16 protein-coding genes are annotated in these 22113 nt (G+C 38.3%); 7 read left to right on the top strand and 9 right to left on the bottom strand.

Annotated elements, in window-relative coordinates; translation table 11 throughout:
• Positions 1 to 132 precede the first annotated feature (132 nt).
• The 5 genes from H4J50_RS03125 (at position 133) to H4J50_RS03105 (ending at position 8755) form a co-directional block, all read left to right on the top strand.
• On the top strand, positions 133 to 1653 hold the full coding sequence (locus H4J50_RS03125) for an aldehyde dehydrogenase family protein (RefSeq protein ID WP_108455572.1): 1521 nt from the start codon (positions 133 to 135) through the stop codon (positions 1651 to 1653).
• 138 nt (positions 1654 to 1791) lie between these two features.
• Positions 1792 to 3894 carry a 4Fe-4S binding protein gene (locus H4J50_RS03120; RefSeq protein ID WP_404842736.1) on the top strand — a complete coding sequence of 701 codons (2103 nt, stop codon included), beginning with the start codon at positions 1792 to 1794 and terminating at the stop codon, positions 3892 to 3894.
• A gap of 39 nt (positions 3895 to 3933) precedes the next feature.
• The gene (nosP, locus tag H4J50_RS03115) at positions 3934 to 5082 is read left to right on the top strand and encodes a nitric oxide-sensing protein NosP (RefSeq protein WP_108455570.1); all 1149 of its coding nucleotides are present in this window, start codon (positions 3934 to 3936) and stop codon (positions 5080 to 5082) included.
• On the top strand, positions 5075 to 7639 hold the full coding sequence (locus H4J50_RS03110) for a PAS domain-containing hybrid sensor histidine kinase/response regulator (RefSeq protein WP_182254390.1): 2565 nt from the start codon (positions 5075 to 5077) through the stop codon (positions 7637 to 7639). The genes nosP and H4J50_RS03110 overlap by 8 nt, the downstream gene beginning before the upstream one ends.
• A gap of 225 nt (positions 7640 to 7864) precedes the next feature.
• Complete coding sequence (locus tag H4J50_RS03105; RefSeq protein ID WP_182254389.1) at positions 7865 to 8755, top strand: dienelactone hydrolase family protein; 891 nt, start codon at positions 7865 to 7867, stop codon at positions 8753 to 8755.
• A gap of 87 nt (positions 8756 to 8842) precedes the next feature.
• Here the strand turns inward: H4J50_RS03105 and H4J50_RS03100 are convergent, their stop codons facing one another.
• The 8 genes from H4J50_RS03100 to H4J50_RS03065 form a co-directional block, all read right to left on the bottom strand.
• Positions 8843 to 10426: an insulinase family protein gene (locus tag H4J50_RS03100; RefSeq protein WP_182254388.1), complete on the bottom strand. Its 1584-nt coding sequence runs from the start codon at positions 10424 to 10426 to the stop codon at positions 8843 to 8845.
• Between the two features lie 2 nt (positions 10427 to 10428).
• Positions 10429 to 11646, bottom strand: a complete 1218-nt coding sequence (gene pqqE, locus H4J50_RS03095; protein ID WP_108455566.1) for a pyrroloquinoline quinone biosynthesis protein PqqE — start codon at positions 11644 to 11646, stop codon at positions 10429 to 10431.
• Entirely contained in the window at positions 11639 to 11917 is a 279-nt protein-coding gene (pqqD, locus tag H4J50_RS03090) for a pyrroloquinoline quinone biosynthesis peptide chaperone PqqD (protein ID WP_239059132.1), read from the bottom strand. The genes pqqE and pqqD overlap by 8 nt, the downstream gene beginning before the upstream one ends.
• A complete protein-coding gene (gene pqqC / locus H4J50_RS03085) occupies positions 11914 to 12681 on the bottom strand; it encodes a pyrroloquinoline-quinone synthase PqqC (protein WP_182254387.1) in 768 nt (255 codons plus the stop codon). Before pqqC ends, pqqD begins: the two co-directional genes overlap by 4 nt.
• A gap of 23 nt (positions 12682 to 12704) precedes the next feature.
• On the bottom strand, positions 12705 to 13622 hold the full coding sequence (gene pqqB, locus H4J50_RS03080) for a pyrroloquinoline quinone biosynthesis protein PqqB (protein ID WP_182254386.1): 918 nt from the start codon (positions 13620 to 13622) through the stop codon (positions 12705 to 12707).
• 116 nt (positions 13623 to 13738) lie between these two features.
• Entirely contained in the window at positions 13739 to 13810 is a 72-nt protein-coding gene (pqqA, locus tag H4J50_RS03075) for a pyrroloquinoline quinone precursor peptide PqqA (protein WP_081182153.1), read from the bottom strand.
• A gap of 227 nt (positions 13811 to 14037) precedes the next feature.
• On the bottom strand, positions 14038 to 15042 hold the full coding sequence (pip, locus tag H4J50_RS03070) for a prolyl aminopeptidase (protein WP_182254384.1): 1005 nt from the start codon (positions 15040 to 15042) through the stop codon (positions 14038 to 14040).
• Positions 15043 to 15115: 73 nt separating this feature from the next.
• On the bottom strand, positions 15116 to 15958 hold the full coding sequence (locus H4J50_RS03065; RefSeq protein ID WP_182254382.1) for a phosphate/phosphite/phosphonate ABC transporter substrate-binding protein: 843 nt from the start codon (positions 15956 to 15958) through the stop codon (positions 15116 to 15118).
• Between the two features lie 376 nt (positions 15959 to 16334).
• On the opposite strand from H4J50_RS03065, the gene H4J50_RS03060 reads away from it, so the two are divergent.
• Positions 16335 to 19544, top strand: coding sequence for a DUF3427 domain-containing protein (locus tag H4J50_RS03060; protein WP_182254380.1), 3210 nt, complete (start codon positions 16335 to 16337; stop codon positions 19542 to 19544).
• Positions 19545 to 19590: 46 nt separating this feature from the next.
• On the opposite strand, the gene H4J50_RS03055 is transcribed toward H4J50_RS03060, so the two are convergent.
• Positions 19591 to 21489: a class I SAM-dependent methyltransferase gene (locus H4J50_RS03055; protein WP_182254378.1), complete on the bottom strand. Its 1899-nt coding sequence runs from the start codon at positions 21487 to 21489 to the stop codon at positions 19591 to 19593.
• A 256-nt stretch (positions 21490 to 21745) separates the two neighbouring features.
• On the opposite strand from H4J50_RS03055, the gene H4J50_RS03050 reads away from it, so the two are divergent.
• Positions 21746 to 21964 carry a hypothetical protein gene (locus tag H4J50_RS03050; RefSeq protein WP_182254375.1) on the top strand — a complete coding sequence of 73 codons (219 nt, stop codon included), beginning with the start codon at positions 21746 to 21748 and terminating at the stop codon, positions 21962 to 21964.
• Positions 21965 to 22113: the final 149 nt, after the last annotated feature.

Raw genomic sequence — 22113 nt, 5'->3', positions numbered from 1 at the left:
GGTAATAGTTTCAATTGCTTGCACCGCACTATTATAGATACACGAAAAAAACGCTTTAGTAATTACTAGAGCAAACATAAACAGGGCCATGGAAAGAGTATTACTCTGGCTGGTCTCGACACGAGGTGATATATGATCTATGCATACCCAGGCAGTGAAGGTTCTGTCGTTTCTTTTAAACCTAAATATGAAAACTACATCAATGGTCAATGGGTAGCTCCTGTTAAGGGAAATTATTTTACCAACACCACACCCGTTACTGGTGAAGTAATTTGTGAAATTCCTCGTTCAAGCAGCGAAGACATTGAATTAGCGCTTGATGCAGCTCATGGAGCTAAAGAAGCATGGGGCAAAACATCAGTTCAAGACCGCTCTAGAGTCTTACTGAAAATTGCTGACCGTATTGAAGAAAACCTTGAAAAAATTGCGGTAGCTGAAACATGGGACAACGGTAAGCCAGTTCGCGAAACGCTTGCAGCTGACATTCCATTATGTGCTGATCACTTTCGCTACTTTGCCGGTTGTATTCGCTCACAAGAAGGTTCACTTTCTCAAATAGATAACGACACAGTTGCGTATCACTTTCATGAGCCAATTGGTGTTGTCGGTCAAATAATCCCTTGGAATTTCCCAATATTAATGGCGGCATGGAAACTTGCTCCAGCACTTGCTGCGGGTAACTGTGTAATATTAAAACCAGCTGAGCAAACGCCTGTAAGTATCTTGGTACTAATGGAAATTATTGGCGATTTACTTCCTCCTGGCGTATTAAACATAGTTAACGGTTATGGTAAAGAAGCGGGTGAAGCACTAGCAACAAGCACACGTATTGGTAAAATTGCCTTTACAGGTTCTACGGCTATTGGTGGACACATTCTTAAGTGTGCAGCTGAAAACCTAATTCCTTCAACGGTTGAGCTTGGTGGTAAATCTCCAAACATCTTCTTTAAAGACATTACACAATTTGAAGACGACTATTTAGATAAATGTGCTGAAGGGTTTGTTTTAGGCTTTTTCAACCAAGGTGAGGTTTGTACTTGTCCGTCTCGTGCCTTAATTCAAGAAGATATTTTCGACGAATTTATGGAAAAAGTTATTGCTAAAGCGAACAAAATTATTCGTGGTAACCCATTAGATACTGAAACTATGGTCGGTGCTCAAGCCTCTCAAGAACAATTTGAGAAAATCATGAGTTATTTAACTATCGGTAAAGATGAAGGTGCAGAGCTATTAACCGGCGGTCATAAAGAAAGCTTAGGTGACTCTTTAGAAACAGGTTTTTACATTCAACCGACCATTCTAAAAGGTAATAACAAAATGCGCATTTTCCAAGAAGAAATTTTTGGACCGGTTGTCGCAGTAACTACTTTTAAAGATGAAGCAGAAGCGCTAGCAATAGCTAACGACTCAGTTTATGGTTTAGGTGCGGGTTTATGGACACGTGATGCTAACCTTGCACATCGAATGGGTAGAGGTATTCAAGCGGGTCGCGTATGGACTAACTGTTACCACTTATACCCAGCTCACGCAGCATTTGGTGGCTATAAAAAATCAGGTATCGGTCGTGAAAACCACAAGATGATGCTCGACCATTATCAGCAAACTAAAAACTTACTAGTTAGCTATAGCACGAGTCCTTTAGGTTTCTTTTAATCTAACCCTCAATGTATACAAGGGTGTCTTTCTTTAACGAGGTTGACACCTTTTTATTCAGCGAATACTAATCAGTTTGTAACGATTTATGAGGGCGTTAGCATGCATTTACATATACTCAACTTCCTAAAGACAAGGATGATTTACATTCTTGTCTTTATGCTATCACCCTCTTTTTATTCTTTTTCCTTCGCTCCTGTTGAAGCTCAAAATACAACGTCAATTTCTGCTAATATTGCCGAAATATTCCCCAGTGCAACACGTTTAGGTCCTGTTGATAAAAAAATTGCCGTAACGCCCGTTTATCAATTAGGTGATTTACTCGGTTATGTATTTGAATCAGACGACTTTACAAATTTCATTGGTTTTTCAGGCCAAACCATCAATATTCTCATTGGTATTGATACCCAAGGTGTTATTACTGGTTTAAAAATACTAAATCATCATGAACCGATATTTTTACACGGCTTAGGCGAACCGCCATTATTTGATTTTATTAACCAATATCAACACCATTCAATTAAAGAACGTTTTATTATTAACGCTCGCGATAAGTCATCAAAAGATGCCACATATTTTGACGGAATAACTCGCGCCACTATTTCAGTATTAGTGGTTAACGACACCATTATTGCTTCAGCGCTTAAAGTAGCGCGCGAAAAGTTATCCGGTTTTGTTGCGCCATCAAATTTCGTGGTTAATCCTGACTTTTTTGAAACATTAACTTTTGAACAACTGGTTGAGAAAAAGTACATACAGCACTGGCAGTTAACACGTGATCAAGCACTCGCTTTAACTGAAAGCTCATCACCATCTCTAACAAATACAATTAAAAAGTTAAGCGAAGGTACCAATGACTTTATCGATTTATATTTTGGTTTCGCTAACATCCCTATTATTGGTAAAAATTTATTGGGTGAAACAGAATACAACCGCTTACTCGAGAGTTTAATCCCGGGTGAACATGCCTTAATGGTATTAAATCGCGGCAACTATGCTTTTGTCAGCGAAGAATTTATTCCTCAAACCGTCCCTAGTCGCTTAAGTGCAACGCAAGCTTCACTGCCTGTTGATATGCGCGATGTCGACTTTTATAGCTATTTTAACCCTAGATTTGCACTTGAAATACCTGACTATAATGAAATTAAAGTATTTCGAATAAAATCCCAATCTGGTTTTGAGCTCAATAAAGAATTAACGCTGTCTTTAGCTGTTACCTACAACCAATCATTTTTATCTAAAAATCAACACAACTTTAGCTTTGCCAGTACATTGCCTGAAATTTTATTCCTTGATAAAACACCGTTAGTTCAGCCTGAAAAAGCTCAACCGCTCTGGATAAAACTTTGGCTACAACGTAGTAATGAAATAATCATACTTTGTCTATATCTTATCGCCTTAACGCTAGTCTTTATTAAACAAGACACCTTGGCAAAAAATGAAAAGTTAACCCACCAAGTACGCTTTATATCATTAATTTTTGTTATCGGTTTTATCGGTTTTTATTCACAAGGCCAGCTGTCTGTTGTCAACATTTACACGCTACTGTTGTCACTAAAACAAGGCTTTAACATTGAAGTGTTCTTGCTTGACCCCGTGATATTTATTTTATGGGTATTTGTTTTTATTACCCTATTTTTATGGGGGCGAGGTTTGTTCTGTGGTTGGCTATGCCCTTTTGGCGCGCTACAAGAAATAATGGCTTTGATCGCAACTAAGCTGAAAATAAAACAAATTAAAATTAAGCCTCAACATCATAAAGCGGGACAAAAAGTAAAATATGTATTGTTAATACTATTAGTTGCTTGCTCTTTTTATTCACTAACATTGGCAGAGCAATTAGCCGAAATAGAGCCATTTAAAACCAGCATAACACTGAACTTTGTACGCTATTGGCCGTTTGTTTTATACGCTGTTTTATTACTGCTGTTGAGTTTAAAAATTCATAAGTTCTATTGTCGTTATTTGTGTCCGTTAGGTGCAGGATTAGCGATTATAGGTCGATATCCCATATTTAAATGGTTAAGACGTCGTGATGAATGTGGCTCACCTTGTCAACTTTGTCGTAATAAAAAATGTGGTATAGACGCCATTAAACCTAGTGGTGCTATTGACTACGGCGAGTGTATTCAATGTTTAGAATGTGTTGTGGTTATTGAAAGTCCTAAGTTGTGTGTTGTAAACAAATATGCAAATAAAACAAAGCCTTCGCAGATAAAGGTATTGAACTGTAACGAGTAAACTATATGATGGGTATCTACCTATATATGAGCCGAATTTATGCATGATATAAAAACGATTACGGCAGTTAGTAAAGCCATCGACCCGGCAATTGCAAGCCAAGAGCTTTATCAACAATTAAATAAAGCCAACATCAGTTTTGTGCTGTTTTATTGTTCTTCTACTTATGCGCTAGATACCCTAGCACAAACCATGGAAAGCACCTTTACCGATGTCGACATTGTTGGCTGTACTACCGCCGGCGAAGTAACAAACCAAGGTTACGAGCAACACTCTATTGTTGCCATAGGCTTTTCTAGCCAATATTTTGCTATTTGCGCTACCTTGATTGAGTCGATGGAAAAGTTTGACACGATTAATGCGCAGTCCACCATTAATGAGCTAGTTGAAAACTGCCAATCTAAAGAGTTAACAGAGATAAAAAACAACAGTTTTTTACTCACTTTACTCGACGGCCTTTCTTCAAGCGAAGAACAATTTTTGGTAACCCTTAACTCTGCTGCTAGAGCCATTCCTCACTTTGGTGGCTCTGCGGGCGACGACATAAATTTAACTAAAACCCATGTTTATTATCACGGAAAATTTTATCAAAACGCCGCGATTGTTATTATGGTGAACACGATATTGCCTTTTGAAGTTTTTACGTGTCATCACATAAAGCGTCCAATAGAAAAGTTAGTTGTGACCGATGCTGACGCGGCTAACAGAACAGTTTACGAATTAAATGCAGAACCTGCAGCATTAGAATATGCAAAATTACTTAATGTTGATCTTAAAGATTTAAGCCCTGAAGTATTTTCGCTTAATCCGTTGGCGGTAAAAGTGGGCGGTGATTACTATATTCGCTCCATTCAAAAAGTAAACGAAGCAGACTTAAGCCTAACGTTTTACTGTGCGGTTGATGTGGGCATTGTGCTTACCGCAGTAGAAATGGGCGATATATTTTCCCCTGTAACAGACCAACTTGGCGAAATTTCACAACGCTACGGTGATCCTGAATTAGTACTTACCTGTGATTGCTTTTTAAGACGACTAGAAATAGAGCAAAAAGGCCTAGAGGCACGCGTAAGAAGCTTAAATGCGCAATACAATATTGTCGGTTTTAATACTTATGGTGAGCATACTAATGGCATTCACTTAAACCAAACTTTTACCGGCGTTTTTATCGCTGGAGGCGTAAATGAGTGAGCAGGCTTTAGAAGATGAGTTAGCCTTGCTAAAAAAGCAAAACGCTAAACTTATCAAAATTAACAATGCCTTAATGCAACGTGTCGAAGACAGTGGCGAAAACCAATATGCGCCCTACACGGCTTTTGAACATTCCGTGCACTTAGCCGAACAGGTTAGAGAAAAAACGCAGACACTTAATGAAACGCTGGCAAAATTAGAGTCGAGTAACCGCGCATTAAAACAAGCGAATGACACAGCCAATTTATTTAAACAACGTTTTATAGATGCCATTGAAAGCATTACAGAAGCCTTTGTTTTACTCGATAGCGATGGTCGCATTATTTTACAGAACAGTAATTTTGCCAGTTTTTGGAGTGAGTCAGGCTTACCGATTGTTGAAGGTGCCAACCTTAAAGACTTAAAAGAGTTAGCAAAAACACGCGGTATCATTCGCCGAGCATCACCGGGTGATAATTTTGCTAGCCCTGTGTATCAACTGTCAGACGATCGCTGGTTTCAACTTAACGAGCATCGCACTAGCGAAGGTGGTTGGGTAATGATTTATACTGACATTACCGCCATTAAAAACGCAGAAAGTGCTCGATACGAGCGCGGTATGGCGCAAAAATCTTTGTTACTGCAAAACTTAATTGACAACCTGTCACAAGGTGTTGTTTTGATCAGCAGCCAAAACAAAATTGAAGTGTGGAACATGCGATTTGCGCAAATCAGCCAGTTATCGCCCAACCTTTTACGCGCAATGCCCAGCACCAATAATGTGCAAAATTTGACCGAGCTTGATCTAGCGCCAAAATCTAGCACCGATAATTATTATTATACCCAAACACTGATGAACGGTACGGTTTTAGAGATACGTGATCACCGTTTAAATAATGGCAAAATCATTAAAACCTACAGCGATATTACAGAACGTCATCGCTACGCTGAATCATTAAGAAAAAGTGAAAGTTGGTTACGATTAATCACCGATAACGTGCCCGCGATGATCGCCTATATTGGCGAAGACCTAAAATACCAGTTCACAAATCAAGTGTATGTTGATTGGTATGGCTTACCTCAAGGTGGACTCAATGGCTTAGAGTTAGAACAAAGTCGCGTACATACCAACTTCACTGAACTCAAATCCTATGTTGACCGCGCCTTAAAAGGTGAAAGTGTCAGCTTTGCCATGGAAGAAAAAAACAAACAAGGTGAGCCTTGCTACCTTTTGAAATCTTACGTACCTAATCGAGACAGTAAGGGGCATGTTCTTGGATTTTTCGTTCTTATTCGCGACATTACCGCGCGTAGAAAAGATGCCCTAGCGTTACAAAAAGCTCATGATCAACTTGAAATCAGAGTGCAAGAAAGAACAGTTCAATTACAAGGATTAAACGATAAATTAATTGTTGAAGTAGCAGAACGAAGCCAGGCACAAGTCAATTTACACAAAGCTAAAAGTGAAGCCGAGTTTGCTAACAGTACCAAAACCAAATTTCTAGCGGCAGTTAGCCATGACTTACTGCAACCCCTAAATGCGGCGCAGTTGTTCACCAGCTCTTTAATGGAAAAAACCTTAGAAACCCACACTAAAAAACTGCTAGGTTCAGTGATAAATTCGTTAGACGATTTAGAGAACTTAATTTGTACCTTGGTTGATATTTCAAAACTAGATGCTGGTGTTGTAAAGGCGGATAAAAGCTCATTTAAATTATCAGAATTACTTAACAACTTAGCCAGTGAATACCAACAAACCAGTGCTCAATTCAAAGTTAAATTACACTATGTTAGTAGCGATTTAGTGGTAAATTCCGACAGTGTTTTATTAGCACGTATTTTGCGCAACTTTCTCTCCAATGCCTTTAGATATGCAAGTAATGGTAAGGTATTACTTGGCTGCAGACGCCAAGGAGATCATGTTTCAATTGAAGTATGGGATAATGGTATGGGTATCGCCCAAGACCAACTTCAAGAAATATTTAAAGAGTTTAAACGCCTTAAATCGTCTCAATCAGCATTTCGAAATGGCTTAGGCTTGGGGCTTGCGATAGTCGATAAAATTTCAACCGTATTAGAACAACCCATTATGGTTAATTCTACGTTAGGTAAAGGCTCAGTTTTTTCTGTAAAAGTGCCTTTGGGTAAAATAAGTGACTTACCTCAAACAGTAAATCCACAAAATTACATCCTTGATAACACGGCTTTAGCTAAGCGTAAAATATGGATTATTGATAACGACGCTACCGTTTGTGCAGGTATGGCTGAGCTATTAGGCGGCTGGGATTTCATTGTAACTACCGCAACTAGCCTCAAACATTTGCAACAACAAGTCAATGTAGTGGATGATCATGCGGACATACTCATTGTTGATTATCATCTTGATGACGGCGTAAATGGTTTAGATGTTTCAAATGAAATTAACCACTTACGCGATAATATACTTCCCGTAATTATGATCACCGCCAATTACAGTAAAGAGTTGAAGAACGAAGTAAAAGCCAACGATGTTTTATTGTTAAATAAACCCGTTAAACCGATGAAATTGAAAACCTCGATGCTGTACTTGTTGAAATAATAACTTATTCAAGTCATATCATGTTTAAGTCATAGCATATTTAAATAATGGTTTACTGGCATTAAGGTCTACTGCAACTATTTATTTTTAAGTTATCGAGTATTAAATAGCACACGTTCAAATAGCCAAATATTAAGTTGTGAAGCGCTATAAATTATTCTACTTTATAGCTAGGTAAAGCATTTGTAATGTTTCAAAACTGCTCCATTCATAAGTGAGATTAAAATGTCAAAAAAACTAAACAATGATATCCCGCAAGAAGCATTTGACTGGTACGACTCTTATGCACACGGCGGCATGGATCGTAGAACATTTATGACTAAATTCGGCACCTTAGTTGCTGTAGGTTATTCAATGGCCGTGCTCACATCGGCACTCTTACCTAATTATGCCTTAGCTGAGCAAGTCTCTTTTAATGATGCAGACATAAAAGCAACTTATGAATCTTTTGATTCCCCAAATGGTTATGGCACAGGTGCCGGCTATTTAGTTACGCCAACCAATAAAACAGGCCCTCTGCCTGTTGTGCTCGTTATTCATGAAAATAGAGGCCTAAACCCATACGTAAAAGATGTAGCTCGCCGGTTGGCTAAAGCGGGTTATCTTGCCTTTGCACCCGACGCCTTGTTTCCGCTGGGTGGTTACCCAGGTAATGACGATGAAGGCAGAGCCATGCAAAAGACAATGGATCGCGCTAAAATTCAACATGACTTTGTAGCAGCTGCAAAATTTATTAAACAACACCCAAGCAGTAACGGTAAACTCGGCGCTGTTGGCTTTTGTTTTGGTGGTTATATGGTTAATTACTTAGCCGCTATTGAGTCTGATCTTATTATCGCTGGCGTACCTTTTTATGGCACGCCTGCATCAAAAGAGCTAAGGAAAAATATTAAAGCATCGTTACTTGTGCAACTAGGTGAGCTTGATGAACGAGTGAACAAATCTTGGCCTGAGTATGAAAGCGACTTAAAACAAGCGGGAGTCCCTTACAAAATGCACATGTATAAAAATGCTAATCATGGTTTTCATAACGACTCTACCGGACGTTATGATAAAGAAAATGCAGATCTTGCATGGGATCGAACACTTGCATTTTTTGCAGAAAAGTTAGTTTAAACATACATTCGCAAGAAGTTGACTGATAGTAGCCTGTATTAGTCAACTCACTAACTAATCACTAATCTATTGGGCTTTAATTACCCACTAATTTCCAGCCATTTTTTTCAAGTAGCCAGAAATATCTGTCTGGCTTATATCTTTAATAATATTGCTATTTACTTGATGAACTCGGCAGTATTTTGCTTTAGCAAGCGCTAGGCTCATACGAATAAAGACTTTATCTTCACTTAGAGCCAACAAACACGGTGTAATTGTGTTTAATTGTTCATCTGGGGCAATATCGAAAGCACTATAAACCGCAAAGTAAGTTGAATTTTCAATCGTTAATGCTTGAGTTGCATAGCAAAAACCTTGACAGCGACGCATCAAAAACGCTGGGTAAGCACTAACAATATAACTGGTGATATTGGCAATGGCATGTTTAGCTTCGCTAATTTTTGTTAACCATAAGGCATTATGCTGATTACAAACGCTAACGGTTTCAAGCTTCTTAATTTTGTCCTTACTTTGACTTAACTCGTCTTCAAATAACGCATTTCTATTTAAGTTTTTCCCTGGCACGTCGTTTAGCTCAAAGCGTTCTTTTGCCTCTAGGCAGAGTGCCTTAAACAATTTAGGCAGCAGTGTCTGACTTGCTGTTTTAGTTTTTGTTTTATCGCTAATATCAATTTTTTGCTCGTTATTAGCTGATTCAAGGTATTTATCCGATAAAGATACTAAAGGGGCAATTAACACTGCGTTATCTGCTTTAGGTTGCGCCTTAGCCATAGTTTCTAATGCGACATCTTCTAAACTTGTGTAGTTATCAACATGAAGGTGATTAGGCGTTTGCAAAGTTAAATAATAAGCGTTTATAAGCGTATTAATTGCTGGAGAGTACTTTGCTTGATGACGTTCAGTTTCGTTATCATTAATGTCAGTAGCATTTTTTATCTGAGCTATAGGTTGGTTTTTTAACGACTCTGCTGGGCTAGTTTTTTCTCGAACAGTTGGCACAGGTAATAAAGAGATCAATCTTGATACTTTTTCAATATCGGCATTAGCGGTAACTAAGGTCATATTACTTGCTTGATAAAAGCGTTGATGAAATACGGTTAACTCCTTAAGTGTTAATTCACCAATAGTGCTGCTAACACCACCATAATTAAACTCTTCTTTAGTATCGTTTTCTTCACTGTTATCGCTCTCGTCACTTTTAGCACTTTTAGCACTGGCTTTACTGGCTTGCTCTATACCAATCAGTTCACGATAAATAACGCCTTTAGCTTTATCCTTATCCTTACTCTGGCCATCATAAACTTCACAGCTTAAATATTCTTTATCGAATATCGGCGTAAATAAGCCACTTAGTAAATACTCAATGGCTAAATTGAAGGTATCTGCGCACTGGCTTTGGCAATGAAAATATGTGCTATCAGCAAAGGTTGAAGCATTAATTTTTGCGTCAGTGAGTGAGGTAAGTTGAAATAACGTTTCAGGCTGTGGAAAAGACGAGCTGCGTCGAAAAACGCCATGTTCAACGCCATGTGCGACCCCGCTATTATCAAATATTGGAGTGTTGACCACAAACAGTGCGCTAAAGCCTTCATTATTAATAATATTGATATGCTTTAAACCATTTTCATGGCGATACATCGCTGTTTTCATGGACGACAATGAAGCAGCCAAGCTTATACTTTAACCGTTACAATATTTAACTCAGCATTTTTAGCATGTTTCATCGCGGTACTTTGGTTAATGCGATCAACAATAGCTTTAGAAGGCTTAACTGCATTTTCAATAGCTTTTTGAATTAGATGATGATCTTCAGACTTGCTACACACGGGATCCGTTTTATGCATGTCGCCCGTCAACATAAAGGCCTGACAACGACAACCGCCGAAATCTTTTTCTTTTTCATCACAGCCTTTACAAGGCTGCGGCATCCAGTCGTCGCCACGAAAGTATTCAAATGAAAAGTCTTGCTGCCATATATCGGCAATCGACTTGTCTTTAACATTAGGGAACGTCAGCGGTAACATTTTGGCGCTATGACAAGGCAAAGCTGAACCATCAGGCGTAACCGTTAAAAACGTAGTGCCCCAACCATTCATACAAGCTTTAGGGCGTGTTTCATAATAATCAGGGGTTACAAAAATAAAGTGCGGCCCTTTACCTTGTTGCTGTTCTCTAAACTCGTTAACAATTCGCTCAGCTTCAACTAATTCTGCTTGGGTAGGAAGTAAATGATCACGATTTTGATATGCCCACCCGTAATATTGCGCGGTGGCTAGTTCAACATAATCAGCCTCTAATTCACAACTTAAGCGCATAACTTCAGCAATTTGATTAATGTTTTGTTTAGAAATAACAAAGTTAAGCACCATAGGATAACCTTGTGCTTTAACTGATTTAGCCATTTTAAACTTTTGCTTGTAAGCGTTACCTTTGCCAGCAATAGCATCGTTAACTTCAGGGTCAGCCCCTTGAAAACTTATTTGAATATGATCTAATCCCGCTACTTTTAACTTAGCAATGCGTTTTTCAGTTAAACCAATACCCGAGGTAATTAAATTAGTATAAAAACCTAAATCTCTAGAATGTTTTACCAATACTTCTAAGTCTTTTCGTAGTAGCGGCTCGCCACCAGAAAAACCTAGCTGCACCGCGCCCATGTCTCGGGCCTCGGTAAATACCTGACACCATTGCTCGGTACTTAGCTCATCTTTGGTTTCAGTTAATTGTGTTGGGTTTGAACAATAAGGACAATGTAATGGACAGTCGTAAGTTAACTCGGCAAGTAACCAAAGCGGTGGGCCAACAGCGGTTACGCTTTCAGCTGAAATTTCGCTTGGCGATTCGGTTGTTACTTCGCTTAAGGGGTCGTGAGAAGCGCTTTGATTATTCATAATAGAGCCACTTTTTTTCAATCGCTGTGCTGATAAATTCATTCACATCGGCAGATAAATCACCCGCATCGGGGAATTTTTCATTTAAGGTATTGGTAATTTCTTGCACACTTTTTTTACCATCGATAAGCTGCATAATTTCGCCAGCACCACCGTTCAGTTTCACCATACCTTCAGGAAACAAGAGTACAAAACAGTTTTGTGCTTTTTCCCATTGAAACCTAAACATGGCATTAAGTGAGGGAATTTTGTTATCGGCTAATGTACTCACTTAAAAATTCCTTTGTGGTAAATAGGATTTAATACGGCATCTTCACCCAGTATAGCTTGATACGGAGCCTTGCCTTGTTGATAAGCTAATGAAATTGAATCTAACATACTCCAAAGAATATCGAGCTTAAACTGTAGAATATTCAAGGCTTCTTCTTGTGCTTCGCGGCTAGTAAAATAATCTAATGTTATTTGCAAACCATGATTTACGTCCCGACGAGCTTGCGATAAGCGCATTTGAAAATAACTTAGCCCTTCAGGTTTTACCCACGGGTAATTGGTTGGCCAAGAGTCAAGTCGGCTTTGATGTATTTCAGGCGCAAACATTTCAGTTAAAGACGAACAAGCCGCTTGTTGCCAGTTAGCTCTGCGCGCAAAGTTTACATAAGCGTCAACCGCAAAACGCACCCCAGGCAATACAAACTTTTCATCAAGTAAGTCTTGTCTATTTAGCCCAACTGCCTCACCTAAGCGTAACCAAGCTTCAATACCGCCTAAAGTATCGTCACCCACGCTACCATCATGATCAAGAATACGCTGTATCCACAAACGCCTAGTTTCTATATCACGACAATTGGCCATAATGGCGGCGTCTTTAATCGATATATTAGCTTGATAATAAAACCGATTAGCAACCCAGCCTTGTATTTCTTCTTTACTACATTCGCCTTTATGCATAGCGATATGGAATGGATGATGAATATGGTAAAGCTGACCTTTATCTTTTAATTTTTTTTCAAACTGTTCTTTGGTCCAAGCCTGCATAAAATGGATCCTTTAAAATGAGGTTAAATCGTTATTTCCATGCCATCAGTGGCAATTTCAACGCCATTGTCTAAAACAAATTGATGCTGTTCAGATTCTTCATTCAAAATGGGGTTAGTGTTGTTTATGTGAATAAGAATTTTTCGATCTATCGGAAATTTATTCAATAAGGCAACCGTGCCAAACTCACCATTAACCGGCATATGCCCCATTTCTGAGCCTAATTTTTTGCCCACACCTAGCGCGATCATTTCATCGTCTAACCATAATGTGCCGTCAATAAGTACACAACTGGCTTCAGCCAATATGGCTTCAACTTCAGCATTACTTTCAACAATACCGGGTAAATAGAACAAATATTTGCCCGTGCTTTTATCAATAATTTTTAAGCCAATGTTATTACCATCGACTACTTTATCGCGATAGCGTGAATATGGCGGCGCATTTGACTCAATAATAACCGGTTCAAATACTATATCTTCGACACCTTTAACACTAAATGGTGGTCGTTTTTCAGTATCTATAGCATTAAATTTGAGTCCACCATGCCAATGTTCTAACAAATTAAACACGGGAAATACGGTGGATAAATCTTCATAAACTACATCACTGCAATAAACTTCTAACGGCAAACCTTCACGCAAGGTTAGTAACCCCGTAGTGTGATCTATCTGGCTATCAGTTAAAATTGCAGCACGAATGTTAGTACCACGACTGCCCTGCTCAGGCCAAAGTTGTGGTGATTGATTAATTTGTTGACGAATATCTGGAGATGCGTTGATTAACACCCAATCTTTGCCATTAGGGCTAACCGCAATTGACGATTGTGTACGCGCAGTGGCTTTAATAGTACCGTCGCGTAAACCTTTACAATTAGTACAGTGACAATTCCATTGTGGAAATCCGCCACCTGCAGCTGAGCCTAGCACTAAAATTTGCATATGTGCCTCGAAATTAAAACAAGTGGGAAGGGAGAAATTAAACAGTGAAAATTAATTACCCCAGTTTTTTAAAAATTAAAGCTAACTGAAGTAATTTATTAATGGCGTAATTATTATTAGCGATTATTGATGTAAAGCGTTACTTCAAATCCTAAACGCATTTCTTCAAAATTAGGCTTAATCCACATAATTTATTCCTCTTTGGTTAGTAAAACTTACTGTAATATTGCTTACCTAGTTACTCTATTTAATTTCCATTTAATAAAAAATCATACTTTAGATGGAAAAGCATAGGAGCATGTATGGATAATTATACAGCGCCAAGATAAAAGCAGTTACAAGGGTTTGATGTTATAGGCTAACCCGCTTAATTCAACGTTCAACACTACTATTACCAATTACTATTCGAGCATATTTAGTTAAGCTTTGCAAAGTCATTGGTGGCATTAATAAGCGCATCAATAATTTTAGGCTCGCTGGCAACATGCCCCGCCATTTCAATAATTAACAGCTCAGCTTCAGGCCAACTTTGCTTTAATAACCACGCTTGCTCAACAGAACATACCATATCGTGACGACCATGAATTATTTTTGTCGGAATATGTCGAATACTATCAATATGTTTAAGTATCGGATTATCTTCAATAAAACATTGATTAATTGAATAATAAAGCTGAATAATTGCTGCTATTTTTTCATCTTCTGTTGTTGAAATATCGTCGAGCGTAAGTCGCTTTTGCCAATAAACCAAGCTAGCTTCCCAAAATTGTATTCTCTTAAGCATAGCATTTGATAATTGGCTATCATCACTAGAAAGCTGTTGATATATTGCCGATATTGGCTGAGCTTGTTGCGAAATAGGTAAGTGCTCAACTAAGTAATTCCAAGCTTCAGGGTAAGCTTTAGCCGCCCCCTTTTCGCGATAAAACCAATCAATATCTTGTTGTCGAGCCAGAAATATCCCGCGTAATATTAAGCCAGTAACGTTATCAGCAAAGTGCTGCGCGTAAGTTAACGCTAACGTAGTTCCCCAAGAGCCGCCAAAAACTAACCACTTGTCGATAGCTAAATGTTGACGAATTAACTCAATGTCTTCAATAAGGTGATCAGTAGTGTTATTAGCTAACAACCCTTTAGGCCGAGAGCGACCACAGCCGCGCTGATCAAACAAAATAATATGATACAAACTAGGATCGAAAAAGCAGCGATGCGAGGGCCTGCAACCTGAGCCTGGCCCGCCATGCAAAAAAACAACCGGAATTCCATCAGGGTTGCCACATTGCTCAACATAAAGTTGATGTGTTTGTGCTGAATCTTTATCTGATATTGTGTTGTTAGGTAATGCTTTAGTCGCTAAGTTATTAGCGACAGAAAGATAATAATGCTCAAAAGGCTCAATGGCGGGAAAAAGTGATAACATTTATTAGACCTACTGTTCGCTACTGATGAATGTTTAATAAACTGAGTAAATGAATTTAACACAACGAACCTGATTAATTCTGCCCAAGCATCAACTGAATATTTAAACTACGCACATCATTCCAATCTTTATCTTCTGCCGCGGTAAAACCTTTCATAAGTAAAGGAATAAGCAATTCACTGGCTTTTTCAGACTTCGCAACCGCTAAAAAACCAGCAAGTAGTTTTTCACGAATATCATCATTTACTCGTGGATGAGTCGCAATAGCATGCGGCGTATACCCTTGAGATGTCCAGATAATTTTTAATTGTTCACGAAAATAATCCGGTAAGGCATTAAAAGTACGCATAATTCCGCCACCGGCAACAAAACGACCAGCAACTATATTACGATACACTTCATCATGAGAATCAACGTATTCACTTTTAAAACTAATATGCTGTTGTGCCAAACTTGCCTTTGGAATAAGTGTGGCCGCAAAAGATGCAGGTGCCGGAAAAGCAATTGTTTGGGAAGACAAATCCTCAAGTTTATCAATTTTACTATCTTTAAAAGCGACAATAATGCCCTGAATTTTTTTATCTTGCTCGTGCACTAGCGCTTTAAAACCTACTTGTTGACTTAAAACAACGTAATGATATGGGTTCATATAAGCAATGTCATAATGCCCTTGAGCTAATTGTTTTTCAAAAGTTGGAATATCTGGCGCAGTGGAAAACTGAAGTTCGACACCCGATTTTTGACTAATAAACTTAAGCAGAGGTAGCCACTTACGGGCCAATTTAGAAGGAGACTGTTGAGGGACAACACCAAAAACTAAAGGCTTAGCTTGATTAGCTTCAGCTGCATAGGCCTTCAAGGAACCCAAAAAACAGGTGGTGTAAGTTATCGCTAAGAATTGAATTAATGCCTTCATTAGTTACCTAATTTTTATTATAAATTTTAATGGCTTGGTCTGAAATCATTAGTGTTAAATTCAGTTTTAAATTCATATGTACTGCAAATTTAAAAACTAAACACTGCTGTTATCTTCCATGAACTAATTCTAGGTTTTAGCGATTGTAAAACATTTTGATACAATTAAATATCTCTGACTTAAATCATTATGTTTTGTTGGTGTGTGTATATCTGTTATTTAGTTTTTTATCGTGATTTAGAAAGCACTTAAATTAGTGATAATCGAATTACCTCCTCCTCTTACCCATTATGCATAAAATACTCACTACATATTCAAGTTGAATTGTTTATACTATTAAAAGCGTATAAAAAACTGGTATTTAAAAGGATTTTCAATGAATCAAACGGGTATTTATGAGCAGCTAATTACACAGTTGGTTGAGCAAAATTTAGATCGTGATGCCTTTTATGTTGGCGAGCGCACATTAGAAGCTGGCGAAGCCGCAACGCTATTATCACGATTTTTAACGCGTATTATTGAAATTGCCATGGACTCTGTACCCAACGGCGAAAGTAGAATTCATGAGCAAATAAAACTTGCCAATACTATCGTGCAATGGCTTAGTCAGCATATTCGAGATGAAGAACTGATCAGTGAAAACCTGTTAGACAGCCAAGGTAAAATTCTTACCGCACTTTTTGATAAATCTAATCCTATTGCAGCAGACCTGCCCAAATACGTTGAATCAATAATGCCTATTACTGGGCTAAGTCAAAGTGAGCTATTTTGTGGCAGTAATGTTGGTATATCACTAGAGACTGAGATCAAAAGAGAGATCCAATCATCTGATAAAATTTATTGGTTAGTGTCATTTATCAAGTGGGCTGGCATTCGAATATTTAAAAACGAGTTAGAAGCATTTACCCGAAGTGGCAAGCAACTAAAAATAATCACCACGTCTTACATGGGCGCGACCGATGCCAAGGCCGTTGAGTTCTTAGCTTCATTACCTAACACCGAAGTAAAGCTCAGTTACAATACTAATCGTGAAAGGTTACACGCGAAATCCTACTTATTTATGCGTAATACAGGCTTTCACACTGGCTATATAGGCTCCTCTAATTTATCGCATTCAGCACTAACCAGTGGTTTAGAATGGAATTTAAAAATCACCTCACAAGAAATTCCCCATATTATTGAAAAATCACTCAGTACCTTTGAAACCTATTGGGAGTCACCTGATTTTGAACACTTTGATGGCAAAGCAGAGAGTAAAGAAAAGCTGCATAACGCCCTGCAAGAAGCAAAAGGTAGTTTTAACAATACAGCGCCTAGCTTTTATTTCGATATAAAACCGCATTCTCATCAGCAAACTATATTAGAAAAACTACAGGTCGAACGTGAACTGCATAATCGATATCGCAACTTAGTCGTAGCTGCCACAGGCACGGGTAAAACCATTATTTCAGCTTTCGACTTTGCCCGTTTTTACGTTAAAAATCCTGAAGCAAAGTTCTTATTTATTGCCCACAGAGAAGAGATTTTAAAACAGGCCCAAGGCGCATATCGTGGCGTATTAAAAAACAGTAATTTTGGCGAATTATGGGTTGGCAATAATAAACCAAGCAAATATCACCACCTTTTTGCTTCTATTCAAAGCTTAAACTCACAAATGAGCAACCCACTTGACACTTTAACGTTAAGTGAAGATTACTTTGATTATATTGTTATCGACGAAGTTCATCATATTGCAGCCAAAAGTTACCGCGAAGTATTAAAACATTTTAGCCCGAGAATATTATTGGGGTTAACCGCAACACCAGAGCGTCACGATGGTACTGATATTCTTAGCGACTTTTGCCATGTTATTGCCGCTGAAATACGCTTACCTGAAGCGATAAACCAACGTCATCTTTCTCCCTTTCAATACTTTGCCATAGATGACGATACTGATCTGACCAAAATAAAATGGTCAAAAGGCCGTTATGACATTGCTGAATTAACCAACCTTTATACTTATAACGACCAACGTGTTTTACGAATACTGCAAAGCTTAGATGAAATTGTTACTGATATTTCTGAAATGCGCGCTCTGGCATTTTGTGTCAGTAAAGAACACGCAAATTTTATGGCAGCAAAGTTCACTCTGAAAAATATAGCCTGTGGAGTGCTAACTAGCGATAACAGTAAAGATCGTGAAGTCATGCAGCAACGACTTAAATCTAAACAAATAAACGTACTGTTTGTGGTCGATATTTTTAATGAAGGTGTCGATATTCCAGAGCTAGATACTTTACTGTTTTTACGTCCGACTGAGAGTTTGACAATATTCTTACAACAGTTAGGCCGTGGTTTGCGCTTAACTGAAAACAAAGAATGCTGCACAATATTAGATTTTGTCGGCAATTCACGACCAGAATATGACTTTTCACATAAGTTTAGAGCATTAGTCGGTAAAACCAATCAAGCAATAGCAAAAGAAGTTAAACAAGGTTTTCCTCATTTGCCTTTGGGTTGTCGTATTGAGTTACAAGAAAAAACTCAAACCATGATCTTAAAAAACATCAGCCAAGCAACACTTAATAAAACCCGATTAATTAACTTAATTATTAATTTCCCTCATGTTACTCATTTACCTTTAACATTAAAAAACTTCTTACATATCAATCCTAATATTACCTTAAAAGATATCTACAAAGTTAAAGTTGGAAAATTTGGCGGTTGGCAAGCCCTACAGTCGATAAGTAAAAATAAAGCCATAGATGAGAATAAACAGCCGCTTTATGCGGCTTACTATCGAGCTATCAACAACCGATTAATGATTAGCACTTCAATATCTTATTTACGCTTTATGAAAGCCCTTTGCGATAATAATTTTGCGTTGCCATTAACTAACTTTACAAGCGATACAGCAAACTCTGAGCAATTGTTTACCCTAATGTGTCATTACGACTTTTGGGACAAAGCAGGTAAACAAGCAGGCTTTAATAGCCTTGAAGAAAGTATCGCTGCGCTTAGGGATAAAAACCTGCAAAATGAACTCAGCGAAGTAATTGAAATACTGATTGAGCAACTAGAAGTAAGTGAATTTTCCATGCCAAAAATTGGCAATGCAAAGGTCGATTCTTCGCCATTACAAATGCATGTTCGTTACCCCAAAGAACATATTCTTGTTGCTTTTGGTGATAGTGTTTTTTCAAGAAAGTCATCAAGCCGCGAAGGTGTTTTAAATATAGCTGACGCGAATACAGAGCTACTGTTTGTTACTTTGAATAAGAACGAAAAGCAGTTTTCAGCAACCACCATGTACCATGACTATGCGATGAGCCCAACGCTATTTCATTGGCAAACACAAAATAGTGCTAAACCAGAATCAGGTCGAGGTTTAGGCTATATCCAGCAAAAAGGAAACAACAAAACTTTCATTTTATTTGTTCGCGAGCAAGCCAAAGACGAAAACGGAAAAACCATGGGATTTGTCAATTTTGGCCCAGTAGATTTTGTAAAATATGAAGGCAGTCAGCCGATGAATATCACATGGAAACTTAAACATCCCATGCCAGCATATTTGTGGCATGAGACGGCTAAGTTGGCGGTTGGTTAAAGAAAAAGTCACTAAATTATTACGGTATGATTGGCGGGCTATGTTTTCACCACTCTCTCAACTGTTGCATTTCTTTTAATCTTCCACGCTGCATTACCAGCGCTTCAAATAAATCATCAATTGAGGTGTTATCTGAACGTAATCCCGGTAAAGCGATATTTGCTTCTGCAAAAAATCGTTTACTTTCAGCCGACGTACTTGCTATTTTTTGCTCTAAAACGCTTGGTGTAAGTAAAAAGTCACGGCTTATTAAATAGCCTACTGGTACTTCATTTACTTCATTACTTTGCGTTGAAACAGACAAGTTATTACTGGCGTTCAGCCAAGCAGTTTGCCACCAGTGCTGAATTCTATCTTTCGAGACTTTTAATTTATGCTCTGTCGGCAAACAATCACTTTTTTGATTGTTAATTTGGCTATCAGTCGGCAGTAAGTTCCATAAATCGTTATTAGGCCAACGGGCAAATGGCATGCTGTGATCAATATCGTATTTTTGCTGTAATGACTTTGCCGACCAAACACACTGAATTTGCTCACTTTTCGGTAATTGTTGTTTCAGCTTTTCAAAACGATTACGAACTTCGGTTGTGGTTCGTTTTGGCTCTAACCAATTCAGTGCTTGGTATAAATGAAACTGCTTTTCAGGCGATGAATATTGAGCATTGCCCGAATAGCTCGCCATGGTTTTAACCCACTCACTGACCAGTACGGGTTCAATCCAACAGGCGTAACGATTAAACGCTAACCATGTTGATTCAGGTAATGAGAACTCGCCCCATTGTTCAAGCGTTTGCAAATCAAGGAAAATACTATCTTTGGCTTTAACGGTTTTACTGGCAACTTCAAATACCTTCGCACCGCTATTAGACTCTTGATTAGGAAAGGTAATATAACGACAAGGCATGGTTTTAATATTACTGACTGCCGCTGAAATGGTTTTATGAAGTGCTATGGCATCTTCACCGGTGAATAAGTTACCAATACGGTAATCTGAGGCACTACGATGCGTTAACTTGTGCCAACCATTAGGTTTCATAAAACCCATGTTTGGATTTTGATTAGGTGATTGAAATAACTGATGCGTATCGATTAAGTCTTTGTACTGATAACACCAATAAAGCGCCACTAAACCCGCAGGTAAAATAACACGATCGCCAAAAGGTGATGACTCTCTTCGCAACACAGCACCGGGGTGTCCATCGGCAATTCTTAGTAATACTCTTAATAAAGCCAGTTTATGAGTCGCTGATTTACCATCATTAATTGCGACATGGCGAATAAACGGAAATGCGCCAGTGCCATCGTCTGGCATTTGCAACACCACGGTTTGCCAATAAACGTGGCTTCTGCCGAGTTTGTCTGCTTCTTTTTGTGTTTCTAACTTGGTAAATAGGCCAACATCAGTCGCTAAACGTTTTAACTCATCAGCGCACACGACATGCATTTTACGCTGCTTAAAATCGTCTTCGGTTTGGCCGTGGCGAAGTGATATAACTAATTTACCGCCGGGTTTTAATAGATTGGCAAGTTTACGAATTGAACGAGCGCGAGCACTTTGGGGAATGTGCATCCAAACGGCACTTAACAAAATTAAGTCAAAGCTAACTTCTTGTTTAGTGATAACGCTTAAAGATGGTAAAGAATCGTTGAGCCATTTTACTTTTAAGTCTTTGGTGACTTTAGCGCCTAAATCGGCAAGTTGTGTTGCGGGTTCAACCGCATAAACTTGAATGTTATTTTCGGTTTTATGCGTTTGTTCGGCGAGTTCGGCAATATACTTAGCATCTCGGCCAGCACCGGCGCCTAAATCAAGAATACGGGCATTAGGGTTTGCTATAACAACAGGTAAAAACTGCGACCAACTTTGGTGAACCTCATCAAATGACTTTGAAAGGTATTGTTTGGCGAGCTCTTCTGCATTTTCATTATAATACTGAGGTGTCACTGCATCATCCTAATTGCACTACGTCCATTTACTCAAAATAATAACTTTTAGATATTAATATCACGCTAGTTGACAATATCAACAATACATTATCTAACACAAAGGTTGATTGAAATGTAATTAATTGTCAACGTGTATTTAGTGGTAAGTAATTAACTTGCTTAACATTTATCAGATTAGTAATGTTAATGTATAAGCCATTTTATGAAATGACGATTCTCAACAAGAATACTTACAGAGCTGTTATCAACAATTAGTGCAGGTTTTTGAGCTTGCTAGCCAACACAAAAAAAATGATAAACAAAAGTGTAGAACTGAGGGTTTTATTCATGCAGGTAAGGCACTGAGTGTTATATCGCATAACGAAGTTGCTGCGATAGAGCAAGCGCACTTTGATATATTTGGTGAAACTATTGACGATCGTCGCAGTAGAAAAGCGAGTTTAAAAGAAGCGATTGCGCGCAGTAAAACGTAATTTCATTTATATTATGTCAAAGGTGATTTCTTAGTAAAAACTGCTCAATAATATTTATAGGTAGATTGTTTTAAAAGGCTTATTGGCTAATAATACCGTGTATATTAATACTAGCTAAGTAGCTGTCATTGGTTGGTAATTGAATAACT

Origin of the sequence: Colwellia sp. 6M3, from assembly GCF_014077595.1 — a bacterium.
GTDB lineage: Bacteria > Pseudomonadota > Gammaproteobacteria > Enterobacterales > Alteromonadaceae > Cognaticolwellia.
This window is presented reverse-complemented; position numbering and strand designations above follow the sequence as displayed.